Here is a 23,493-nt window from a genome sequence, read left to right on the forward strand (position 1 = left end):
ATTTTCTGATCTCTTGAAAAAATAAAAACTGCACCTCAAATTGTTAGATGTGTATAACAATTGGGGTGCAGTTTAAAAATCAAAAGGTCGTTTTTTAAATGGAAAAATATCAGTTTTATAAATGACTATAAATATCGGAACGCAAGTTTTATAAAATTAATGATGATGATGCTCCATCACCTGTTCTTCTGGAGCTTGTTTTCTTAAAAATTCCTGATCCTTGTCCGTTAGTTTTCCAACAATAAACTGTTTTGTCGGCATAATTGTTGATTGCGTTGTACTGGCATGTACTTTGACAAAATATAATCCTTCTTTGTCAAAGGTTTGCTTGGTTGTATAAACACCGTTCTTGTTTTTCGTTAAAGGCAGTGATTTTTTTTGAAATTGGCTATCCTGCTTCCAAATATCCATGGAGATGGATTGGATGGAAAGTGGCTTGTTTCCTGCTTGGCTTAAAACAACCGTTATTTCTTCTGCCTTTTGAGCTTCAAATTGTTTTGGCATCTTTACTTCAATCTGTAATGGTGTTTCTTGTTTATAGCCTTTTTCTGTTCCCTCTTTTAAGGAACAGGCACTTAATAAGCTGGCTGTTACAAAAGCAAGCAAATATATCCCTATTTTTTTCTGCAAATCAACCACTCCTCCTTTATGCATAGAAACACTTCCTTAAAAAAGGGATACGCTGAATGATTAATTTATCCATTAGTAATACAAGGATAATAGACACGCCAACTAATGGAAAAAGGACACTAAGTGCAGTCATTAACAACAAAAAATTTCTTTGTTTCCAGATATTTGGACCTTTTGGTGCACCAATGGTCTTAGCTGGTTTTCTTTTCAGCCATAGATAAAAACCACTGCATGCAACAAAGATAATGCCTAAGCAAATAACTAAGCCGACTAATTGATTGAGCAGACCAAATTGCAAGCCTTTATGCAAGGTAATGCCCCATGCGATGATTTTTCCAATAGGTCCGTAATGATCATAACGATAGTCGGCAAGCACCGCTCCTGTATACTGGTCTAGATGCATCGTTGCTTCATCCTGTGCTCTTGGCGGAAACACTGACAATGTATAAACGCCTTCTGGAGTCTTTGGCATGATAACCGTGTAACCTGGATAAATCTTTTGGCGGTCTGCAATTGTAATTACATCATCAATTGAAAGGGGAATATATCCCTGTACCGTTGACATGGGTACTTGTAAATTTTCAGCTGCCCACGGTACTTCTGCTATTTCTTTTGTTTTCGTATTAGAAGCTGGCGCACTTCCAACCCATATGGAAGGAGGATAGCCTGCTCCTGAATTGGTGACGATATTTTGGAAGTTGGTTCCCCAAAAGCCAGACCAAGGCAAACCCGTCATAACAACAAACAACATACCAAGTGTTATCCAAATGGCAGGGACGGCATGTAGATCTCTTTGCAGCGTTTTTTTTCCTTTTGTGAATCGTGGAAAAAAGACACCTGCAAGTTTCCACTTTTTTTTCGGAAACCATAAATAAAAACCAGTTATAATCAAGACAATCGTCCAGCATGCGGCAAGTTCGACAAGGCGATCTCCTATTGTACCTGCCATTAACTCTCCGTGAATTTCTTCGATTTTATCCATGATTTTATCCTTGTTATTCAGTTTGCCAAGGATGTTTCCGGAATAAGGGTCAACAAATACCGTATAGGTTTCCATATTCTCTGAAATGGTAACCTCGCTTGAACGAGTAGCCGCTTCTCCTGGACGGTATTTAGTGGCAGTACTCATTGGATACTGCTCTTTGACGATTTCTAGTTGCCTGGACGGTGATAGCTTACTGTCGTTTGCTTTAACCTCATAGTATTCTTGATAGATAAATTGTTCGATTTGTGGTTTAAATAGATAAATAGAACCGGTTACGGATAAAACAATAAGAAACACACATGATTTCACACTCACACCCCGGCATGAAAATTTTTTCTAAGCCGGGGTTTTACTTTTTTGTCCATTTTTCCATACTGATTAATGCTATGGGAAGTAATCTTTACGTGCGCTTTTGTGGTGGTTCGACCCTGTATAAGAAACTGTTTGGAATTTGCCTTGTGTACACCCCTTTGTTGACTCTTCAATTTTTGAGGATGATCACGTACAGAAAAATGCTGTTTGACCAAGCTTATTCCACTTTCCATAGACACTACTTTGGAGGTTGTTTTATTTGGACATTTTATTAACCCATTGTGCCGGAATGGATGTTCATCAAAAAGAGATTGTAGTTTGTGCCCTAACTGGCACTAATAATGAATCCATTCAAAAAGAAACCAAGACTTTTTCCACTTTAACCAAAAGTTTATTTGATTTATTAAAGTGGTTAGAAGAAAAACAAATTACACACATTGCTCTGGAAAGTACCGGAATCTATTGGAAGCCGGTATACAACATCCTTGAAGGATATTTCGATATTACTGTGGCCAATGCCCAACGTATTAAAAACGTTCCTGGTCGTAAGACCGATGTTTCAGATGCAGAATGGATTGCCAAGCTTCTTCGTCATGGATTGATTGAAAAAAGCTTTGTCCCTTCCCAAGATCTTCGGGAATTAAGAGATTTGAACCGTTTACGCAAGAAATGGGTTGGTAACTTAACAGCTGAAAAAAATAGAATTTCAAAGGTCCTCGAATGTTCAAACATAAAGCTTGGTTCAGTTATTTCTGATATCTTTGGGGTTTCTGGACGTAAACTTTTGAAACAGTTAGTCGATAATGGATACCTTGATAAGGCTGATGTTGATGCCAATATCCATCATTCTCTCCGCAAGAAGGCTGATACCATTTCCGATTCTCTTTTCGGAACATTAAATGAACATCAAATGTTTATGATTAAAAGCTCTTGGAATCATATCATGTATTTGGAAACTTCCATTCAAGAACTTGAAAATAGGATAGATACCCTGCTTCATTCCTATCAAGAAGAAAAAGAAATACTTTTATCTATCCCAGGTATAAAGGAACACACAGCTGCTGTTATTATTGCGGAAATCGGAACAGATATGAGCCAATTCCCTTCATCAAGACATTTAGCTTCTTGGGCTGGTGTATCACCTGGCAATAATGAAAGTGCTGGTAAAAAGAAAAGTTCCAAAAGCGTTCAAGGAAACCCACATATAAAAGCTGCTCTTTGTGAGGTTGCTTGGGCTATATCAAGGTCGAAAAATACCTCAATGTCAAATGTTTTTTGGTCTCTATCTGCAAGAAGAGGAAAGAAAAAAGCTTTACAGGCTATTGCACATAAAGTTTTAAGAATTATATATACCCTATTTATTAATAAGCAACACTTCTCTGAACCACGTCTAGCTGGTTAGACGACCTTCCATTACAATACTCTATTAAGGTTGTGATTTTTTTAAAAAATTGAGGTCACACCCTTTCTTTACTATTGTCTTTTTTCTAGAAGTCCACGCTTCAAGATTTTCTTTACACCAAAATCCTGTACCCGCCCTATCAAATAGAACACGTTACTGTATTATACAGATACCCAGAATAGCCACTCGCCCGTTTTATTTTCACAGAAAAAGGGGCGAAGATAATTCCAGCATAAAAATGCCATCTCCACACGGTGCTGTATAGCGAATTCTTTTGATTTTTAGTTTTCCTGGCCGCTTGTAAACTTTGCATCACTGTTTCTCCTTTTGTGCAATAATTCTTGTTGCAATCGTATTTTAAGCACTATTTACACTATTGGATTGATATAAAAGATGCAATTCTTTTTCAATAATGTTCACATTTTAGACACAATTAAAGAGGGTAGCATGAAGAGGACTGCGAAAAAAGCGGGATACATATGTAGCTTTATCTGTTTGTCCACATAATGCTCTTCTGCTGATATCTTTTTATGAACGATTCTTTTGGTATCTATTCATAGAGTAAGATTGTTTGTTATGATGACTGTATAAAAAGGTTGTTCAAACGTTACATTGCAAAATTAAGCAACCGCTTTCAATTTGCTTTGTTTTTTATTTTTTTTATTAGGGAATAGATAAAGAGAATTATTTTTAAAAAGTTAAAAGGAGCGATAAATATGGCAATTGAAAATCCAAGTCGAGAAGAAATAGGCAATATTTTAAAAAAAGCGAAAAGAATTGCAGTCGTTGGATTAAGCAATAACCCAGAAAAAACATCTTATATGGTTGCAAATGTGATGAAAAATGCTGGATATGAAATTATTCCTGTTAATCCAACTGTAGACGAAGTATTGGGTGTTAAAGCAGTGGCGAAATTATCTGATATAAAAGGTCATGTTGATATTGTAAATGTATTTAGAAGACCAGAGCATCTTCCAGCAGTGGCTGATGAATTTGAACAAATAGATGCCGATGTATTTTGGGCACAATTAGGCATTGTTCATGAAGAAACCTTTCATCGTTTAAAAGAGAAAGGCTATACGGTTATTATGGATCGCTGTATTAAAGTGGAACATGCGTTTATGTAATAAATTTTTTAGGGTAAGAAAGAATAAAATTTTTTAACTTAGATTTATTGCCTAGCTTTGCCGTAAAGGATGTACAAGTGCCGGCGAAGATATAAGGCTTGCAGGATGCGAGCCAATCGATGTTGCAACAGGACTGTTGCGTATTTAGCCGGCCAGCGCCTAGCCTCAGTGAGTATTACTTCCTGCCTCTAAAAGGAAAAACCACTTTTTGAGTCAGGAGAACATTTTTTTCGGGGCTGAATAAGGCGCCCCGCGCTTTTCTAATAAAAAGAGGGATATAATGATGCATAGCTTAACTGAATTTCTTCAGTAAATCAGTTTAACGGTATTTGCATCCATTAATCCCTCTTTTTTCTGTAAACACCGCCTATGCTAATCTAAAAAAAGCCTTATCATCATTTATTCATTAGTCTAAATATAGAGTTAACTTTTTATTTGGACATATTCTGTGTTACCATATTAAAGATGTTTTAAGAACATATTTTATAAAAAATTCCTTTTTCTTTTCCATTTCTTCGTATATTATTTAATTTACCTGCCATCTTTTGTATGGGCAAGAGTTTGAAGTTGCGTCATCTTTACGAATAATACATATTATCACTCGTTGTTTACTGAAAAAAGTGGTATAATGAAACAATCGGAACATTTGTTCGTCATTTAAATTGGCAGTTGTGCTATATAAGACGAGCTAGTAGCTTTACGAAAATTCAACGCCTTTTAAAGGTAAAAGAGGAGGTTCGTTATGACCTTCTTTTCTTCTCGTCTACTTCTAAAAATAGAAATGCTTTTTGAAAAAATAAAGAAATTTAAAGGATAATGAAGTTATTAGACGAATACATAAACAATTGTTCGACATGATACATAGAAGTGCGTGTTCAAAAAGGACCAAGAAGTTCGAGACGGAATAGCTCCTGAGCATCGGCCTTCCACAGGAGGTGGTGACTTCCACGTTGCTCACAGGACGTGAGCGTTTTTAGTAGAAGAACATCTAGTTAATACGTGAGAAGAAGCGGAGAAGCAAACCAACGAAGAAATTCGACGTGTCATTTTTACCGGACTTTTTGAACAACTTCTAGAAAGAGAACATGTCGTTGTGGAAAGGCGAAAGGGGTATGTTTGTGGCAAAAAATCAACAAACTTTCGATTATAATGATGATGCCATCCAAGTATTAGAGGGGCTGGAAGCTGTTAGAAAACGCCCTGGTATGTATATAGGTAGTACAGATTCGAGAGGATTGCATCATTTAGTATATGAAATTGTAGATAACGCAGTGGATGAAGCATTAGCCGGGTTCGGTGATATTATTAGTGTGAAAATCCATCGTGATAATAGTATAAGTGTACAAGATAGAGGTAGAGGAATGCCTACCGGAATGCATAAAATCGGAAAGCCTACACCAGAAGTTATCTTTACGGTATTGCATGCCGGCGGGAAATTCGGACAAGGCGGTTATAAAACGAGCGGAGGCTTGCATGGTGTTGGTGCCTCTGTCGTAAATGCATTATCCGAATGGGTTGTTGTGAAAATTAAGCGAGATGGGTTTGTATATGAGCAGCGTTTTGAAAATGGCGGAAAACCTGCTACAACATTAGAAAAAATTGGGAAAACAAATCAAACAGGCACGACGATCCACTTTAAGCCCGATAAAACAATTTTCTCAACCATCACGTATAATTATGAAACATTATGTGAGCGATTAAGAGAATCTGCCTTTTTATTAAAAGGATTAAAAATAGAATTAATAGATGAAAGAAATGATCAGCAGCAAATATTTCATTATGAAAATGGAATTGAAGCGTTTGTAGAATATTTAAATGAAGAGAAGGATACTCTTCATCCAGTTGTTAGTCTAGAAGGCGAAAGCAATGGAATTGAAGTCGACTTCGCCTTTCAATTTAATGATGGATACTCTGAAAATGTGTTATCGTTTGTAAACAATGTTCGTACAAAAGATGGCGGAACACATGAAGCTGGATCTAAAACAGCGATGACAAGAATGCTAAATGAATATGCGAGAAAAGTGAATCTTTTAAAAGAAAAAGATAAAAACTTGGATGGTTCCGATATTCGCGAAGGACTTTCTGCTATTATTTCTGTTCGTGTTCCAGAAGATTTACTTCAGTTTGAGGGACAAACAAAAGGGAAGTTAGGTACAAGTGAAGCGCGATCAGCAGTAGATGCTGTTGTATCAGAACATCTTGCTTATTTTCTTGAAGAAAATCCGGAAACCAGTTCTCTGCTGATTAAAAAAGCGATAAAAGCTTATCAAGCACGAGAGGCAGCAAGAAAAGCACGGGAAGAAGCGAGAAGTGGAAAAAAAAGAAAACGGACAGAAGCGGTTCTTTCTGGAAAATTAACTCCTGCCCAATCCAGAAACCCACTTAAAAATGAACTTTATTTAGTCGAAGGGGACTCTGCTGGAGGATCTGCGAAACAAGGAAGAGACAGACGGTTTCAGGCAGTGCTTCCTTTGCGAGGAAAAGTTATTAATACGGAAAAAGCAAAACTTGCAGATATTTTTAAAAATGAGGAAATCAATACGATTATTCATGCGATAGGTGCTGGAGTCGGGGCTGATTTCAATGTAAATGATTCAAATTACGACAAAGTGATTATCATGACCGATGCAGATACAGACGGCGCTCATATTCAAGTTCTATTGTTAACCTTCTTTTACCGATATTTAAAGCCTCTATTAGAAGCTGGAAAAGTATATATTGCTTTGCCGCCGTTATATAAAGTCAGCAAAGGATCTGGAAAAAAAGAAGTGATTGAGTATTCATGGAGCGATGATGATTTGCAGGATGCCATCAAAAAAGTTGGAAAAGGCTATATTCTGCAACGTTACAAAGGGCTCGGTGAAATGAACGCTGATCAACTTTGGGAAACAACCATGAACCCTGAAACAAGAACATTAATACGCGTGAAAATCGATGATATTGCTCGGGCAGAGCGTCGTATTACAACATTAATGGGAGATAAAGTGGAACCAAGGAGAAAATGGATTGAATCCAATGTTGCTTTCGGTTTAGAAGAAGAAGGCAATATTTTAGAAAATGAAAATATTGTGGTTGCAGAGGAGGGAAGTCCATCATGAGTTCAGTCGAACAATTTCGTGATTTGCCTTTAGAGGACGTTCTCGGCGACCGTTTTGGACGTTACAGTAAATATATTATTCAAGAGCGGGCGCTGCCGGATGCAAGAGACGGCTTAAAACCAGTACAGCGTCGAATTCTTTATGCGATGCATGAGGATGGGAATATTCATGATAAGAATTTCCGGAAATCGGCAAAAACAGTTGGTAATGTAATCGGTAATTATCATCCACATGGAGACTCCTCTGTATATGAAGCGATGGTGCGGATGAGTCAGGAATGGAAAGTAAGAAATGTACTGATTCAAATGCATGGTAATAATGGGAGCATCGACGGAGATCCTCCTGCTGCCATGCGTTATACAGAAGCTAGACTTTCGGCTATCTCATCAGAATTATTAAAAGATATTGAAAAAAGAACCGTTGAATTTATTCCAAACTTTGATGATACATCAAGTGAACCAACGGTATTACCGGCAAAATTCCCAAACCTACTAGTAAATGGATCTACAGGTATTTCCGCTGGATATGCGACAGATATTCCCCCTCATCATTTAGGAGAGGTAATCGATGGCGTTATCGAAAGAATGGATCATCCAAACTGCACTGTAGACGATATGATGCAGCATATTAAGGGGCCGGATTTCCCTACAGGAGGCATCATTCAAGGAGTAGAAGGCATAAAAAAAGCATATGAAACAGGCAAAGGGAAAATTATTGTCCGCGGCAAAACGGAAGTGGAAGAGATTCGCGGCGGTAAACAGCAGCTCGTTATAACGGAAATTCCATATGAATTAAATAAAAGCAATTTAGTAAAAAAAATAGATGAACTACGTCTCGATCGTAAAGTAGAGGGCATTGCAGAAGTTCGTGATGAAACCGATCGAACTGGCCTGCGAATTGTTGTTGAATTAAAAAAAGAGACAGATGCAAATGGCATATTGCATTATTTATTTAAAAATACCGATTTGCAAATTACGTATAGTTTTAATATGGTAGCCATTCATAATAAAAGACCTCGCTTAATGGGGATTTTAGAATTATTAGATGCTTATATTGCCCATCAGAAAGAAGTTGTCACAAGACGAACTCAATTTGATTTGCAAAAAGCAAAAGACCGGGAACATATTGTTGCTGGATTAATGAAAGCTTTGTCTATCTTGGATGAAGTGATTGCAACCATCCGCGCATCCAAAGATAAAAGAGATGCAAAAAACAATTTAATGGATGCCTTTCAGTTTACCGAACCACAGGCGGAAGCGATTGTGTCCTTGCAGCTTTATCGTTTAACCAATACAGATATAACTGCATTACAAGCAGAAGCAGAAGAGTTGGCAAAAAAAATTGAAGAATGGACAGCTATACTTGCTAGTGAAAAGAAATTGCTGTTTGTTATAAAAAAAGAATTAAAAGATGTAAAAAAACGATTTGCAACAGACAGACGCACGGTTATTCAAGCTGAAATTGAAGAAATTAAAATTAATCTTGAAGTGTTAGTTGCAAGTGAAGATGTCATTGTTACCGTTACAAAAGAAGGCTATGTGAAACGCACCAGTCAACGTTCTTATGCGGCAAGCAATGGCCAGGACTTTGGCAGGAAAGACAGCGACCGGATTTTGCGGAAAATAGATATTAATACAACAGATGTTGTATTGTTATTTACGAATAAAGGAAATTATTTATATTGTCCTGTTCATTTGCTTCCAGATATTCGCTGGAAAGATTTAGGACAGCATATTTCGAATATTATTCCAATTGACCGGGATGAACATATTATTCAAGCGATACCAATAAAAGAATTTGATTCAACGAAGTATCTCCTTTTCTTTACGAAAAATGGAATGGCCAAAAAAAGCGAATTAGCTAATTATAAGGCACAAAGATATTCCAAACCATTAGTCGGAATTAATTTAAAAGGAGATGACGAAGTGGTGGATGTTTTTGTAACCGACGGACAGCATGAAGTGCTTCTTTCAACGCATTTTGGCTATTCCCTTCGTTTTCATGAAGAAGAAGTGAATATTGTTGGTGCAAGAGCTGCTGGTGTAAAAGGAATTAATTTAAAACCAGATGACTTTGTTATAGCTGGAAAATTAATAACAAATCCCGCGCAAGAAAATGTCGTTATTATAACACAGCGTGGTTCCATTAAAAAGATGAAGCTTTCAGAATTTGAACCATCCGGTCGTGCAAAACGCGGATTTATCATGTTAAGAGAACTAAAAGCAAACCCGCATCGAGTAGTCGGAATGACAATCGTAGCAAAACAAGACATTGTCTATTTAGAAACAGAAAAAGGAAACACCGAAGAAATACTAGTAGAAAACATCCGCTTTAATGATCGCTACTCTAATGGCTCCTTTGTGATTGATGAAACAGAGGCAGGAAAAGTAGTTGAAATGTGGAAAGAAAACAAACAAGAATAGAAGAATGATGAGAGAAAAAGGGTACTTACGAACAAAAGTAAGTACTCTTTTTTTGTCTAAAAGTAAGAATGTATTAAAATGTGAAGGTTATTTAGTCCCAGTAAGTATTGCCTCCAGCCTCTATAAGAAACAAACACTTTTTGAGTCAGGAGAACATTTTTCTTCGGGGCTAAACAAGGCGCTTCCGCTTTTCTTACTTTCTTACATTAATTTTCCATAATTGGACATCCTAAAATTATGTTAAATGATGTAGGAGGGATAGTATGAAAAAAGAACTGCTCTTTGCTTTTACTGCTTTCTTTTTCATGTCTTTAAGTGCGATTACTGGTGCATATGCATTAGGAAAAGAGGAAGAAGAGACAATAATTTATCATAATAAAGTGGATTTACTTCTTGATGGAAATGATGAAACCATTCAATTAAAGGGCATTTCCAATCAAGAGGAGAAAGAATTGTACAAAGAAGTAGTATTAGAAGTAGTAGATAAAAATGGGGATAAAAAGAATATACATTTAGAGGGAGGTTATCGTCCGACGCTTCAACTTGTCACACTAGATAAAGATAAAAATCCACTTTTGTTTATTAAAGTGTTGACGGATGAAAAAGGAAGCAAGACGAATTATTATCTGTATACCTGTTTAAAAAATGAGTTAAAAGAGATAGAGATTCCTGAATTACCTAGCATTGCTAGTCAACTTAAAACAGATTATAAAGCAGAATTAACGATAGAAGGACAAAAAACGTACAGCTTTGACTTATTTGATCGAAAAAAGCAGTATGAAAAATTAGGGGTCTATCATAATGGGCAATTAAATGAACCGACAGAATTGATTGTGCAGCCTTACGCTTCATTAAGTAATATCAGCTACCATCAAAAGTTCGCATTAAAAGGAAAACAAAAAATAAGCGGCGTATCTGAAACAGATACCATAGCCTATTTGGAAACCATTTGGACAAGACATAAAAATGAATGGAAGTTAGAAAAAATCAAAATGAAAGAAATAAGTAAAAAAGAGCAATAAAGAGAAACACATGGATGAATCCTGCTTTTGCTAGCAAGGTCTACAGATACGAATAGCCATAATTAATCCTCAATGTAAAAAGATAACACACACACTGAACGCTTGGATGCTCCAAGCGTTTTAAAAATAATCTGTTTACATGAACGATCGTTCTAATGTATATCTCAGGTACATGACTATACTATTAAGTTTTAACTACCATTTCGTCATTTAATAACCATTCAATCTTATTAGATGCTGAACAACTTTTTGTTACTGCTTTACTTAATAGTTATCTCTTACAGCAACAGCATTTATTTGATGTTAATTTAGAACCGATAAAGTTTATTTCGAATGTTCTGCTTATTTTTGATGAATTTCCTTCTTTTCTAATCAATTAATAGTATAATGGACATACTCGATGAGCTTTTAGGCTAGAAAGGGAATAAATGTTATGTCGTTACTAAAACTTAGTATTGCCGCCTTTATCGGTGGATTGATTTTTTATTTTTGTCATTTACCGTTAGCTTGGCTGCTTGGTCCAATGATTGCTACCGTACTGTTTTGCAAAGCAACAAAGCAATCTCCGAAATTACCATTTTCTTTTCGGGATGCAGGATTACTATCCATTGGCTACTCGATTGGGATTACGTTTACAAAAGAGACCTTTATTGAAATGTTCAACCACTTACCCTCCATGTTGGCAATGACTCTTTCTATGATTATTTTTAGTCTGACACTTGCCTATTTCACAACAAAAATTACCCATACTAATTATAAGTCTGCTATCACAGGAAGTATTCCCGGTGGATTAACCCAGATGATGGCATTATGTACAGAAATGAAAGGAATAGATCTTGCAGCTGTCACTATTATACAAGTTAGTCGGATTCTATCTGTTGTTATGCTTGTGCCATTTCTTGTTTATAGTCCCTTGTTTCATGGAACAGAACATGCAGCAGCTGTAACTGTCCATCCTATTAACACGTTTCATGTCTCTATTATCCCTTTTCTTTTCTTGGCATTTATCGGGGCAAAAATGGTAGAGAAATTAAAGTTTCCTACTCCATTTATGATTGGATCGATGGTGGTGATTGCAGCATTTGTAGTAAGTGGTATGCATGTTCCTGCGTTGCCTATTAGCATTTTAAGCATCTCTCAAGTATTAATTGGAATAGATTTAGGCTTACGTGTAAAATTGGGAGACATAGAAAATAAAACAGTCTTTACCATCGTGTCCGTTGCATCGTCCATCCTTTTAGTTGCTTTTTCGTTATTTCTAAGTGTAATTTTAATCAATATGGAGCAGAATGTAAGTATCATAACGGCATTTATTGGGTTAGCACCTGGTGGAATGGCAGAGATGGCCATACTCGGACAGGCAGTAAACGGAGAATTAACGCTCATTACTACATATCAATTATTTCGCTTATTATTTATCTTATTTTGTGTTCCACCGTTGTTAAAATGGACTTTTCATCTGTTAGACAAAAGGGAAAAAGGTTGGACGCCTCTCGTAAGGAAAAGCAAATAAACAAGCAAAATCTTTCCTTTAGAGATGGCTTTGCTTGTTTTCCTTTTTCATCCAAGGACAATAGCAATGGTATACACAGTTTTTTTGTTTCTGGAATTTTCTTGAATATGTTATATACTAATAAATAAGAAAGGAGTGGATAACATGATTAATTTTGTTATTGGAGTGGTTGCGTTAGTTGGTGGTTTTTATTTTTTAAATAAATTTACCAAGAGTTCTCCTAGTTTAAAAACTAGAGAAGAACATAATAAAAAGAACCCAACGGATGATGCCTATTTTCCACCAAATAACGGTAATGGTCCTTCCTTTTAAAGAGAATACAGGAATAACGAGACAAAAGGAGTGAATTATTTAAAAATCCACTCCTTTTTATTGTTTTGTAGAAAAAACCAGAGGTAAGAATTGTTGTTCCTGTTGAATTTTTGCAGTATATGAAAAAATCCTTTTATCACGTCTGATGGTGTAATTATTACGGGTGAGTTCAAACGAGAAAACCTTCCAGCCCAAGCAATTGCAGGTCTGCTGTTTCTTCCTGAGTTATAGAGGGACGAGCACGTGTTATCTTATATTTAAAAGCTAGATATTATAATCCTCTAAAGGGTAATTTCTTAGCGTTAGATTTATTTTGATGAATCGAAAAATCCATATCCTTACAAATAGTGGATACTTTTATGGGCATTGTTATTTTTTTATTGGAGCAGAGTTTTCTTGAAAATCCAATCATTCTATTGTTAAAAGCGACTTAATCTATCGCTTTTTATCTGTTGAAAATAATATTGATCGTTTTCAGAAACAAATAAGGTTATTCAAATGGAAAAACCGAACCTTTAACGAATAGAGCAGTGGAGGATATTGTTTATAAATATACGAAGGCTTTTGAAAAAAGGATGTCTCCTCATAAATTAAGACATACGTATGCTACGAATCTGGCCGAGCAAACTGGTGGAGATATTCCCCTAATTATGAATCAATTAGGGCATACTCAATCGGATATTTCGCTTCTCTACATCAATACGACAAGAAATAAGCAATTTGTTCAGTATAGTGGCAATTATTAAAACAACAACCCACTAAAATTATAATGGGGGAGAATTATATCTCCCCTTAATAAATAACTAATTCGAACACCTAAATTTTTATTGGTAAGGTAATATTTTCATTGCTTCCCCGTCATTAGAATGTATCATATGTGTTTTGTACACTTTTATGTTTTCTAGATTAGTTATTGTATATTGGGTCATATCTTCTGAGTACATCTTTATTCCTCCAACTATTTTTACATTTTCCCGATATACTTACCATTTAACACCACCGCTCCAGTGGAGATAACAGAGTGGTGTCTCCCAATTTTCCAAATTGACGTCAAACCTTATTATTGGTGTATATATGATCTCTGCTTCATTCTATACACCAATTTATTATGAGACACGCTGTTATGTGGAGTGTTGACCTAGTCAACGCTCTTTCTTTATCTGACAAAGAAGTATAAGTTGAGGGTGAAGCACAAAAGCTCAGATGGTGAAAATCTCTTCTCAAGGAGACTGACCTAGCTTGGAAGGGCACTTGAAAGGCATTTTCTTTCAAAGTAAGAATCCAGATGCCAAGGAAAAAGAACACAATCATTACTCTTATCTTAGAAGAAGAGGCAGGAATAATTATTTATACACAGAAATAATTAATTGATGAAAATCTCTCTATTATTCTAAATAGAAAACAAAATATTAGTGGTAAGGTATATTGATTAAGTAGGAGAAGAAAAAATGAATAATTGGACTATGTTATCAACTAATCAAAATGATTTATTATGGGAAATTGTATCTGCGAGGATTAGGTTTCGTCCTAGCATTAAAAAAAGCAGATTCTTGAAGCCTTTTCAAGTTCCTGAACCATTTATCGTTTACGATATTTCTAGTTACTATGACAATAAAGAGGCAGATAAGCTAATAAACGATTTAGAAAATAAAACATGGAAGGTATTTCTTGAATGCACGTTGGTCAATGAAAAGATTTATGCATTGGATTATCAGCATCCTGGCTATTTAGTTGATCCGAGAAAACCAATGGATAGAAATGAATTTAACGAATGGATAGTACCAGTTTTTCCAAATGGAGACTATTATTTCTTTTTTCAAGAAAACTTTGAATGGGGAATTCTAGGTCATCCTTGGAGAAAAGAAATGACCATATTTGGTGAAAAATTAATTGATTCGTATAAAAAGCATATGCCAATCTTATTTAAGGAAACGATTTAATAGAGGAATATTGGCTCGTTTCTAGAAAAGAATCAGTATGATTTTTTTAAGCTGGCCTGGATGAAAGAGAGAGGATAAAATGACGGTTTATATCGCTTTGATAAGAGGAATTAATGTAGGTGGACATAATAGGATAAAAATGAAAGAATTAAAGGACCTATTATCTACTAATGGATTAGAGCAGGTTACTACTTATATTCAAAGCGGCAACATAGTATTTCGGTCTGATGAAAAGGCAGAAACCGTACAACAGCTTATTGAACAAGAAATTCAAAATTTCTATGGATTTTCTGTAACGGTTATGGTAAGGGCGGCACTAGAATGGGAACAAATTATTCATCATTGTCCTTATCCAGCTAATGCTTTAGCAGAAGGAGAAAGTGTCCATCTTGCTTTGTTAAAAGCAGCGTTCACAGAAGAAAAAATGAACGCTTTACTTGCTTATCAATCAGGGACAGAAGTATGCCACATTCACGAAAAAGTGGTTTATGTATATTTACGGCAAAGTTTTCACAAGTCCAAGCTCGCTATCCAGCTACAGAAAATAGGAAATCCTACAACTGTACGAAATTGGAAGACTGTTATGAAATTAGAAATGATGGCACAGGCAATGCAGGAGTAGTCGAAAAAAGTAGGAAATAAATGTTGCCGTATGGATAACAAATAAGCTTCATTTTCCCATGCAGCAACCTATTCGGAGAAGATACCCTTTATTTTCTTAAAAGGAGAAAAAAATGAAAAAGGAATTATTAAAAGCACTTGTTAGTAAAGAATTGGTTGAAGTTTATACAGAAGTGGAGAACGCAACTAAATTTGAAGTGGGAAAAGTTCTGAAATTTTCAGAAGAGTTTGTCCTGCTTGCAAATGTATCTCCCATTGGCATGTACGATGGTTTTCATCTTATAAACACTATTGATATTTATCAAATTAATAAAAATACGAAATATATTCGCAACATAAAAAAATTATATGAGGCTAAAAATCAAAGTCATATTGATTTTGAAGGAAAAAATGATCATTTACTAGAATCAATGCTTAAATTTGCGGAAAAAAATAAATTCGTCGTTTTCATTAAATTATTCGAAGAGGCGTTTATTCAAGGATTTATTAAAAAGGTAGAAAAAGAGATTTTAGTTGTATCTATTGTAACGGATGATGGAGAATTTGATGGGGAGTCATACGTAAAACTTGAAGATATACATTCTATTACGTGTGATGATGAGCAGGCAGTATGTTTAAAGATTTTATCTTTGGATCATTCTGAGTGACTTGTGAATAGAAGGAATTAAAATTTACACGTATTGTTTTTGGTATGGGGTAAAATAAAGGAAAAAGTCAAGGTGGAGTGTTATGAGAAAAAGGAGAATGGCGTTGCTACATTTATTACCGATAGCGGGGGATATCGTATATAATCAAAAGCTTATTGAAAAAGCGGTCAAACAAGCTGCAAAGAACAACGTAGATTGGATTATTACCCCAGAATTAGCTGTTAGCGGACTTCAATTTTCCAGAAAGATTGGAACGGATTGGATTAATCAGCAGCCGGATAAATGGATGAGTCATTTTGTTGATTTGGTTCAGTCTGTAAATACCACGGTTTTTCTTGGCTGTCCAGAGAAATCAGAAAGTGAAGACTGTTACAATTCTGTATTTGTTATTAATCATAATGGTCATATAATAGGAAAACAACAAAAGGTCACAAGTATAGTAGATGATTGGAGTACGGCTGGAGAGCAATTGGAACCAATTGAAATCGGGGATATCAAAGCAGGCATTTTAATATGTGCCGATTCGTATACAGCAAACATTGCAGATGCACTTGCAGCGAAAGGAGCAGAAATACTGATTGCCCCATCCTCTTGGGGGAAAGGTTTACATGGTCCAAACGGCGAATGGGAACAACGGTCAAAAGAAACGAGACTTCCTATGTTCGTTTGTAATCGGACAGGAGAAGATGACACCGTTTCTTTTTGGGAGGCGGAGAGTCTTGTTATTAAAAATGGTGAGCGGCTTCTTTCCCATCAATCAAGACAATCAGCCATTTTAACCTTTGATTGGGATATAGAGAAGATGGAGTTGCTTTCTTCTGCGTTTGAAGTGGATTGGATAAACTAATTTAGTACGATGAAATAATGAATTTCCAAAAAAATTAGAAAAATAAATGGAAATAAAAAGAAGAATATGATAAATTATCTAAAATGAAACATTGAGGTGGATAATATGCTGACTGATCCTATAATTAGCTGTACCCCACAATTTCATCATCTGACCAAATAGACTTGCTATTCGATTTTAAAAATCGTATCTAGGAAGTCTATTTATCATGAAACCGCATTGATTGAAGTTTTTAAACTTTTATCTAGTGCGGTTTTTATTTTTTTTAAAATTAGGAGGGCATAAAAATGAAAAAAATGAAGTATCAAAATGTAAAAGGAACACAAGATTATTTGCCGAATGAAGAAAGTGTACGCATTAAAATCAAAAGAACGCTTGAAGATGTGTTTATTCAATATGGGTGTAGACCGTTGGAAACGCCCATTTTAAATTATACTGAGTTGCTTGCTTCTAAATATGGAGGAGGAGCGGAAATAATCGAGGAAATGTATACATTATCCGATAGAGGAGAAAGAGATCTGGCGCTGCGTTATGATCTTACCATTCCGTTTGCCAAGGTTGTTGCCATGAATCCAACTTTAAGAATGCCTTTTAAAAGATATGAGATAGGCAAGGTATTTAGAGATGGTCCGATAAAAACAGGAAGGTTTCGCGAATTCACGCAATGTGATGTGGATATTGTTGGAGTAGACTCACAAATTGCGGAGGCAGAATTAATGATTATGGCATTAGATGCTTTCCAAAAACTAGATTTAGAAGTGACCATTCAATATAATAACCGAAAACTTTTAATTGGAATGCTTGAAGTGTTTGAAATAAACGCTCAACAAGTAAATAAAGTGATTTTAATATTGGATAAATTAGAAAAAGTCGGGTTAGATGCTGTTCTTGAAGAATTAGGTGAACTAGGATTAAAACAAGAAACGATTGACTTCATTAAACAGTTTGTACAGGACAAAAATAATACAAGTTTTGCTTATTTTGAACCTTTTAGTCAACAAAATGAACGAGTGAGGCAAGGGCTGGATGAATTAAAAGAACTGGAAGCATATTTGAGCATTTTAGGTGTTGATAAACAATGTTTGTTTACTCCTTTTTTAGCAAGAGGCTTGGACATTTATACAGGTACTATTTATGTAATCTTTTTAACGGATAAAACAATTAAGTCCAGCATTGGGAGTGGTGGGAGATATGACAATGCAATTGGTGGTCTAATCGGAACTGGTAAAAGCTTTTCAACGGTCGGTATTTCATTCGGCTTAGATGTTATTTATACGGCTTTAAAGGCAACGAAGAGAACAATAGAAGAGGAAGTCGCTATCGATTTTTACATTATTCCTTTAAATACCAAAATAGAATCATTATTAGTTGCTAGATATTTAATTAATCAAGGGTATAAGGTAGAGTATGAAATGGGAAATAAAAAAATTGGCAAAGCTTTAGACAAAGCAAACAAGGAGAAATTTCGTAATGTGATCATCATTGGGGAAGAGGAAGTAACAAACAATCAGTTTAAAGTTAAAGACATGACTACAGGAGAGGAACGAATCGAAATTTTTTCTTTTGCCTCTATTTGAGGAAAATGATTATTTGAGACATTTGCATCCGCAGCTGCAAACATAGATGCAGACGAAAAAGCGGATGAGTAACGGAAAAGACAGAATGTGTTATATTATTCTGTCTTTTTCAGAGAAAAACAAGATAAATGGTCTAAGAGAGCGGGTGTCATTTTCACCGGATTTTTTGAACAACCTTTAAAAAAATTTTATGGTGCACCTGGCGGGGTAAAATAAGGAGGTATTTTTATCCATCCGTGTTCTCTCATTTTTGTTTTAACATCCATTCCATAAATTGTTTTTTCTGTATGAAACCGAACCCACATTAAACCTACATCATTTCTAATGCTTTGACTAATATTGGTCGAGCACATGACAATATTGGAAGCTATTTTTGCAGAGATAAAGTTCGCAATCTCCGAATCGGTCGACTTAACGCCAAGGGGGATTGCATTAGGATCAGATTTTGGTTTATGGGAAGAGGTATCTGAAACAGGAATGCCTTCTTGCAGCATAAAGTGCTCTAACTCCTTTCGTTGATGTACAGCAAGCTCATTTGCTTTTTTTATCATATCGATCAATACATTATCAGTCGTGGTATTTAAGGCTGTCTCAAGTACAGGAATTTCTTCTGCGATGGTGGTATAGTATAGCCAAGCTCCCATCGCTTCCCCAATATGAAGTCGGGGTTTCGGTTCTGTATCAAATCTTGTTCTAATATAGTCAAATAATGCTTCCATTTTATGCGGCATGCAAAACACCTCGTTAGCTTTTTATTATTATTATTAAGATAAGCAAAAAGGGGATTTTTATACAATAGATTATGGAACGTTAAATTTAGTAATGCAATCGTTTATCGTTTATTATAGTAAAATGTAGCGATTTAATAAAGCACAGTGTTATCAAGGTTTGAGGGTAGCTGAAATAAAACCTCCCCCATTAGCACCTAGGATTAGGATGTATAGAGGAAAGAATCTTTTTTTATGTGGCTAGGGGCAGCATTCCTGTAATAAGTGAAACCTTTCTTATAGTAGAAAAGAGGCAGGTTAGTAAAAAAAGGAATTGGTTGTCATTCTATCGAAATACATTGTATTGAGCTGAATTGGGAGTGTTTACAATGATAAAATTCTTTGAATATAACTGGCAGGTAAGAGATGAGTGGTTTGAATGGTGTGAAAAATTAACAATTGATGATTTGTTAAAAAAACGTAAAGGTGGAGTAGGAAATATTTTATATACACTTTTCCATATAATCGATGTGGAATATAGTTGGATTCGTGGTATCCAGGGGAAAGAGGATGTAGTATTTCAGTTTGCTGATTATAAAACACTTGAAAAGGTTAAATCTCTTTCAGATAACTTACATATTGAAATAGTTGAATTTCTAAAAAAAAATTCAGATGACATAAAAGAAAAGAGTGTTAGTGTTCCTTGGGATGAAGGAAAATACGCTGTGAATGATATACTTCACCATATTATTGCACACGAAATTCATCATATCGGACAACTTTCAGTTTGGTCAAGAGAAGTAGAATTACAACCTGTATCCTCTCATTTTGTTGGCAGAGTGTTAAAATCTGTCCATTTTTATTAAACAAATGGGGCAGCTTTCTAGGAACATTATTTCTCATTATAGATAAAACCTTGCATTTACCTTAAAATGGATTTAAATAAAAGGTTGTTTTTGAAAAGAGGTGAACACAATGGTCAAGCTAAATCACGATTCTCAATACATTCGGACCGTATCTCTTAAAAGAGAGGAGATCTCATCTTATAATCTTTTTCCGCTCAATCTTCCAGTCATTCGCAACTTTCAAGAATTGTCGTTTCATCCTAATGTTACGTTTATAATTGGGGAAAATGGAATGGGGAAATCTACTTTACTAGAGGGGATTGCTGTAGCTTTAGGATTTAATCCAGAAGGGGGAACGTTAAACTTTCGTTTTTCTAACTATGACTCCCACTCGAATCTGGACGAATACCTTCGTTTAGTAAAGGGAGTAAATAGGGCAAAGGATCATTTTTTCTTGCGGGCTGAAACGTTTTATAATGTAGCAACCAATATAGAGGATTTAGATAAAGAATCATCATCTGGTCGTCAGATAATTGATTCTTATGGAGGGAAGTCGCTGCATGAACAATCTCATGGAGAATCTTTTTTCGCAGCATTTATTGAACGTTTTCAAGGGAATGGTTTGTATATTTTAGATGAGCCAGAGGCAGCTTTGTCCCCATTAAGGCAAATATCAATGCTAGCTAGAATCAATGAGCTTGTTAATCAAGGGTCTCAATTTATTATTTCTACCCATTCACCAATTATTATGGCCTATCCTAATGCTAAAATTATGGAGCTAACAGACAAAGGAATGAATGAATCGACATTGGAAGACACGAACCATTATTCAATTATGAAACAGTTTTTTGAAAATAAAGAGCGGCTGCTGCATCATCTTTTTCAATAAAGTATGTGGTAATAGGATGGAACTAGAAAGAATAAGAGCTTTTTTTATAAGAAAAATATAAACTGGATGAACTTGCAGAATAATACGCCGAAAACGTTTAATGTGAATGAATAATGAGAGGGAGGTAGTAAAAAATAGAGGATTGAATGTAGCGAATGGTATGTGTGTACAATGAGTCCACTACATACCATTCATACGGAAGTTAATTAGATAGTAGTCCTGCTAGATGTTTGGTATTAAGCGTATAAGTAAAATATTGATCATTTGGCCGTATGTATTCAAAATCAAATTTTTGATAAAACGAACAGGCGGTTTTTGTTGATTCTACGGTTATCAATGGGCATCCGCTTATTTTAGAAACTAAAGCACAATGATATAAGACAGAAGACATTATATATGCACCATAATGTTTTTTTCTGAATCGTATATCCACTCCCAAGTAATGCAGCCTGACAGCTGGAATTTCTTTCACTCGATCAGGTAAGCTTATATTCATTTGCTGCCGTTTTTGTTTGTTCATTTTAATCGTATCATTGAATAAAGAATAGAACCCGATTAAATTCTTCTCTTGATCAAAGAATAATCGAGTCCTGACTAAATTTCTTTCCATTAAATTAAAAGCCTCTTCTTTAAGAAAGGTTTCAACTTGGGGTTCATCTTCACATTGAAAATCCTGCAATTTTTCAATATTATCAATACATAAGTATTCTTCTGTTATATTATCAAACATAATGAAAGAATAGTGTTACTTATTCTTTTTTTCTTGATAATGTTTAAACATATTTTCAACGAATTTACTTGGTTTTGCAGGGTTACTTACCATATCCGTAAATTTTGCATAGTCTTTTTCTGATACGATCGTCGATTCAATTGGTTTCGTTATTGTCATATCTTCTTCCTCCTCACAGGACATAAAAAACACCACCCTTACATTAGTTAGTTTATAACTAATTAAACGAGATTATGTGTTTCCCTTTATTAAAATTATACCAAATTTCGCAGTCTGTTGGAATATTATACGAATAATAGCATAAAATATTGTTTTTTGTAAATTTATGTTTCCTTGGTTATACGGCAGATTAGTGAAGTGTAAATACATGTGTAGAGGGAGAGAGTAGAAATCAATTAGAAATGATGGCTATTTAATAAACATTCTCCCATGTAATGTATTGCATAACAATTTAGCTTCGGTTATACTCTGTTTCCCTTTCCTTTGAAAGGTACCAACATTTCATTGAAAAGAACAACAGGCCCTCAGTACTAACAAGGAGTATCTAGCGGCTTGTTGTTTGCACATTAAAATTCATCATAATCAACTATTTTGAAATCATCCTTAGTTAAAGCTGAATTTTTTTCATTTTTATAATGAGTAACGTTCTCCATAAAATTAATAATTGTCTTTTCTAAGGCTTCTTCCAATGTAGTTCCAGAACCTACTGATCGTTCATAAAGACCGTTTGGCACTTTAGAACCATCTTTGTCATAATTAAATTCTTTTAATCCTAAGTTGGTAAACCCAGTTAATTTGTGTTTCTTCAGTGTTTTGAGTTTCATAGATTTTTACCTTAAATCCACCATAGGGAATGAAATGATCATGGTAAGTGTTCTGTTATTTAGTGGTGTATTAACATTTGTACCAAATGTGTTTGCAGCAGAAGGTATTAATGAAGTTTATGAAGAAGGAGATGCAGTATGGGAAGATAACTATGATGAAGAGCCAATAAATGCCGCTGAAAGATATGCCTCTGATAGATATAGTGCAGAAGAGATAGCTGTACTTTCTCAAATTGCTTATGAAAAATCTATTAATGAGAATGAGGCTGGCGAAGGGCAAATCGTTCCGTTTGGAGTTAAATCAAAAGCTGTTATAAAAGTTTCTCAGTTACTTTTAAAAGGTGGAGATGAAGTTATTGATGCAGCTAGAGCTTTCAATATTATTGATTCTGCCACTGCAAGAACATTTAAAAGCAATAGTGTAAAGATAGGGAATTTTTTGAAGAAGTTTGAAAATGCAGGGGACAACGCAGCTAATGAAGTTCGTACCCAGCTTCCTGTTTGGTTTAAAGATAACACAAGGGTTAGCAAAGGAGTAGCTGAAAATATTTCAATCGCTGTAGCTTGGGCGATTCGAGGTGCTGATTGGTTATTTTTTTAGGAGTGAAATAGTATGGAAAATGAAACTGTTAGTGAATGGTTAGGAAGTAAAGGATTATCTAATACTGATATTGATTTCATTGAAACAATTTTGACTTTCACATCCACAGCAATAGTACTAGAGTCTAAAACGGAAGATATTAACAAGAAATTTCAAGCGACTTTTCCGGAAAAAAAAGCAAAAATCATGCCTGATTTAACCTACCAACAGTTTGAAGAAATATTACAAGACAATGGTTTGTCAGTCAATTTAAGTGAAATGTTGAAAAGGTTTAGCTCACAGGGTATTTGTGTGGAACTCTGTGACAAATTGTTAAGAAATCAAGATAATAATTAAAAGGATTAGAAATCCAAAAAAGGAAGCGATGCGCTTCCTTTTTTGTTATATCTTCTAGTATTATCAGGCCAACTAGGGGTAGAGATACCAACAAAAACCATTTAA

At 35.1% G+C, this 23,493-nt stretch carries 22 protein-coding genes and 2 pseudogenes; 18 read left to right on the forward strand and 6 right to left on the reverse strand.

Going from position 1 to position 23,493, the window contains the following annotated elements; genetic code table 11:
- Positions 1 to 156 precede the first annotated feature (156 nt).
- Positions 157 to 654 (reverse strand): FixH family protein, encoded by a 498-nt coding sequence (locus AC5LWL_RS12575; protein ID WP_493434617.1) that lies wholly within the window; start codon positions 652 to 654, stop codon positions 157 to 159.
- Positions 647 to 1,924 (reverse strand): PepSY-associated TM helix domain-containing protein, encoded by a 1,278-nt coding sequence (locus AC5LWL_RS12580; RefSeq protein WP_493434618.1) that lies wholly within the window; start codon positions 1,922 to 1,924, stop codon positions 647 to 649. The genes AC5LWL_RS12575 and AC5LWL_RS12580 overlap by 8 nt, the downstream gene beginning before the upstream one ends.
- Positions 1,925 to 2,186: 262 nt before the next feature.
- On the opposite strand from AC5LWL_RS12580, the gene AC5LWL_RS12585 reads away from it, so the two are divergent.
- The 14 genes and pseudogenes from AC5LWL_RS12585 (at position 2,187) to AC5LWL_RS12650 (ending at position 18,456) form a co-directional block, all read left to right on the forward strand.
- The gene (locus AC5LWL_RS12585; RefSeq protein WP_493432573.1) at positions 2,187 to 3,329 is read left to right on the forward strand and encodes an IS110 family RNA-guided transposase; all 1,143 of its coding nucleotides are present in this window, start codon (positions 2,187 to 2,189) and stop codon (positions 3,327 to 3,329) included.
- A 716-nt stretch (positions 3,330 to 4,045) separates the two neighbouring features.
- Positions 4,046 to 4,456, forward strand: coding sequence for a CoA-binding protein (locus AC5LWL_RS12590; RefSeq protein WP_493434619.1), 411 nt, complete (start codon positions 4,046 to 4,048; stop codon positions 4,454 to 4,456).
- Between the two features lie 1,118 nt (positions 4,457 to 5,574).
- Positions 5,575 to 7,554 carry a DNA topoisomerase IV subunit B gene (parE, locus tag AC5LWL_RS12595; protein ID WP_493434620.1) on the forward strand — a complete coding sequence of 660 codons (1,980 nt, stop codon included), beginning with the start codon at positions 5,575 to 5,577 and terminating at the stop codon, positions 7,552 to 7,554.
- The gene (gene parC, locus AC5LWL_RS12600; RefSeq protein ID WP_493434621.1) at positions 7,551 to 9,977 is read left to right on the forward strand and encodes a DNA topoisomerase IV subunit A; all 2,427 of its coding nucleotides are present in this window, start codon (positions 7,551 to 7,553) and stop codon (positions 9,975 to 9,977) included. Before parE ends, parC begins: the two co-directional genes overlap by 4 nt.
- 263 nt (positions 9,978 to 10,240) lie before the next feature.
- Positions 10,241 to 10,999, forward strand: a complete 759-nt coding sequence (locus tag AC5LWL_RS12605; RefSeq protein WP_493434622.1) for a YybI family spore inner coat protein — start codon at positions 10,241 to 10,243, stop codon at positions 10,997 to 10,999.
- A gap of 433 nt (positions 11,000 to 11,432) precedes the next feature.
- On the forward strand, positions 11,433 to 12,512 hold the full coding sequence (locus AC5LWL_RS12610) for an AbrB family transcriptional regulator (RefSeq protein ID WP_493434623.1): 1,080 nt from the start codon (positions 11,433 to 11,435) through the stop codon (positions 12,510 to 12,512).
- Between the two features lie 144 nt (positions 12,513 to 12,656).
- On the forward strand, positions 12,657 to 12,824 hold the full coding sequence (locus AC5LWL_RS12615; RefSeq protein ID WP_493434624.1) for a hypothetical protein: 168 nt from the start codon (positions 12,657 to 12,659) through the stop codon (positions 12,822 to 12,824).
- A gap of 135 nt (positions 12,825 to 12,959) precedes the next feature.
- Positions 12,960 to 13,087, forward strand: a pseudogene (locus AC5LWL_RS12620) (hypothetical protein); the annotation flags it as partial.
- Positions 13,088 to 13,339: 252 nt separating this feature from the next.
- A pseudogene (locus AC5LWL_RS12625) lies at positions 13,340 to 13,570 on the forward strand (tyrosine-type recombinase/integrase); the annotation flags it as partial.
- Between the two features lie 702 nt (positions 13,571 to 14,272).
- A complete protein-coding gene (locus tag AC5LWL_RS12630; protein WP_493434625.1) occupies positions 14,273 to 14,764 on the forward strand; it encodes a DUF2716 domain-containing protein in 492 nt (163 codons plus the stop codon).
- 79 nt (positions 14,765 to 14,843) lie between these two features.
- On the forward strand, positions 14,844 to 15,386 hold the full coding sequence (locus AC5LWL_RS12635) for a DUF1697 domain-containing protein (RefSeq protein ID WP_493434626.1): 543 nt from the start codon (positions 14,844 to 14,846) through the stop codon (positions 15,384 to 15,386).
- Between the two features lie 112 nt (positions 15,387 to 15,498).
- Complete coding sequence (locus AC5LWL_RS12640; protein ID WP_493434627.1) at positions 15,499 to 16,032, forward strand: hypothetical protein; 534 nt, start codon at positions 15,499 to 15,501, stop codon at positions 16,030 to 16,032.
- An 82-nt stretch (positions 16,033 to 16,114) separates the two neighbouring features.
- A complete protein-coding gene (locus tag AC5LWL_RS12645; protein WP_493434628.1) occupies positions 16,115 to 16,879 on the forward strand; it encodes a carbon-nitrogen hydrolase family protein in 765 nt (254 codons plus the stop codon).
- A gap of 287 nt (positions 16,880 to 17,166) precedes the next feature.
- Entirely contained in the window at positions 17,167 to 18,456 is a 1,290-nt protein-coding gene (locus tag AC5LWL_RS12650; RefSeq protein WP_493434629.1) for a histidine--tRNA ligase, read from the forward strand.
- 188 nt (positions 18,457 to 18,644) lie between these two features.
- Here the strand turns inward: AC5LWL_RS12650 and AC5LWL_RS12655 are convergent, their stop codons facing one another.
- Positions 18,645 to 19,187, reverse strand: coding sequence for a DUF3231 family protein (locus AC5LWL_RS12655; protein ID WP_493434630.1), 543 nt, complete (start codon positions 19,185 to 19,187; stop codon positions 18,645 to 18,647).
- Positions 19,188 to 19,552: 365 nt separating this feature from the next.
- Here AC5LWL_RS12655 and AC5LWL_RS12660 point away from each other — a divergent pair, with 365 nt between their 5' ends.
- On the forward strand, positions 19,553 to 20,029 hold the full coding sequence (locus AC5LWL_RS12660; RefSeq protein ID WP_493434631.1) for a DinB family protein: 477 nt from the start codon (positions 19,553 to 19,555) through the stop codon (positions 20,027 to 20,029).
- A 109-nt stretch (positions 20,030 to 20,138) separates the two neighbouring features.
- Positions 20,139 to 20,897 carry an AAA family ATPase gene (locus AC5LWL_RS12665; protein WP_493434632.1) on the forward strand — a complete coding sequence of 253 codons (759 nt, stop codon included), beginning with the start codon at positions 20,139 to 20,141 and terminating at the stop codon, positions 20,895 to 20,897.
- A 202-nt stretch (positions 20,898 to 21,099) separates the two neighbouring features.
- Here the strand turns inward: AC5LWL_RS12665 and AC5LWL_RS12670 are convergent, their stop codons facing one another.
- From AC5LWL_RS12670 to AC5LWL_RS12680, 3 genes are all read right to left on the reverse strand, one after another.
- Positions 21,100 to 21,507, reverse strand: a complete 408-nt coding sequence (locus tag AC5LWL_RS12670) for a GNAT family N-acetyltransferase (RefSeq protein ID WP_493434633.1) — start codon at positions 21,505 to 21,507, stop codon at positions 21,100 to 21,102.
- A 135-nt stretch (positions 21,508 to 21,642) separates the two neighbouring features.
- Positions 21,643 to 21,786 (reverse strand): hypothetical protein, encoded by a 144-nt coding sequence (locus tag AC5LWL_RS12675; RefSeq protein ID WP_493434634.1) that lies wholly within the window; start codon positions 21,784 to 21,786, stop codon positions 21,643 to 21,645.
- 407 nt (positions 21,787 to 22,193) lie between these two features.
- On the reverse strand, positions 22,194 to 22,451 hold the full coding sequence (locus AC5LWL_RS12680; protein ID WP_493434635.1) for a hypothetical protein: 258 nt from the start codon (positions 22,449 to 22,451) through the stop codon (positions 22,194 to 22,196).
- Between the two features lie 34 nt (positions 22,452 to 22,485).
- Here AC5LWL_RS12680 and AC5LWL_RS12685 point away from each other — a divergent pair, with 34 nt between their 5' ends.
- Positions 22,486 to 23,052 carry a YqxI family protein gene (locus tag AC5LWL_RS12685; RefSeq protein WP_493434636.1) on the forward strand — a complete coding sequence of 189 codons (567 nt, stop codon included), beginning with the start codon at positions 22,486 to 22,488 and terminating at the stop codon, positions 23,050 to 23,052.
- 12 nt (positions 23,053 to 23,064) lie between these two features.
- The gene (locus AC5LWL_RS12690; RefSeq protein ID WP_493434637.1) at positions 23,065 to 23,388 is read left to right on the forward strand and encodes a hypothetical protein; all 324 of its coding nucleotides are present in this window, start codon (positions 23,065 to 23,067) and stop codon (positions 23,386 to 23,388) included.
- The last annotated feature ends 105 nt before the right edge of the window (positions 23,389 to 23,493 follow it).

It is taken from the genome of Niallia sp. WK069_GA_01 (genome assembly GCF_983173855.1).